Source organism: Alkalihalophilus lindianensis (assembly GCF_032843265.1).
Taxonomy (GTDB): domain Bacteria; phylum Bacillota; class Bacilli; order Bacillales; family Bacillaceae_D; genus Alkalihalophilus; species Alkalihalophilus lindianensis.
In genome coordinates, this window is the sequence record NZ_JAWJBA010000113.1 from 1 (window position 1) to 347 (window position 347).

The window sequence follows — 347 nt, forward strand, 5'->3', positions numbered from 1 at the left end:
CGCTATAAAATTATTGAAAAGACAAAGTGTCTGGTAGGTGGAGAGGAAGCCTATCTATTGCATCAGGAGTTTGTCGCTAATCACAGTATTTATCGAATAATGGGTAAAGATGAATCAGTAAAGGTGTTACAGGTATTGTTTTTTTCAAAAAAGACGAATAGAATGGTCGTCGCTTCTTTACTCACGACACCGGAAAAACTAAAGGAAAATGAACAATTATATAAAGATATACTCTTTTCGTTAAATGAAGAAAACAATGATTATGCTCGATCAAAATTACGACAGATTAATTAAGGGGAGTATGTATTTTGAAAGCTAATTTCATTAAAGCAGAAACTGTAATAAAT

General features: G+C 32.0%; 1 protein-coding gene. It reads left to right on the top strand.

The genetic code is table 11. From position 1 onward, the window contains the following. Window positions 1-294, top strand: a 294-nt coding sequence (locus RYX56_RS21540; protein WP_317124016.1) for a hypothetical protein, incomplete at its 5' end; no start/stop codon positions are given. Window positions 295-347: the final 53 nt, after the last annotated feature.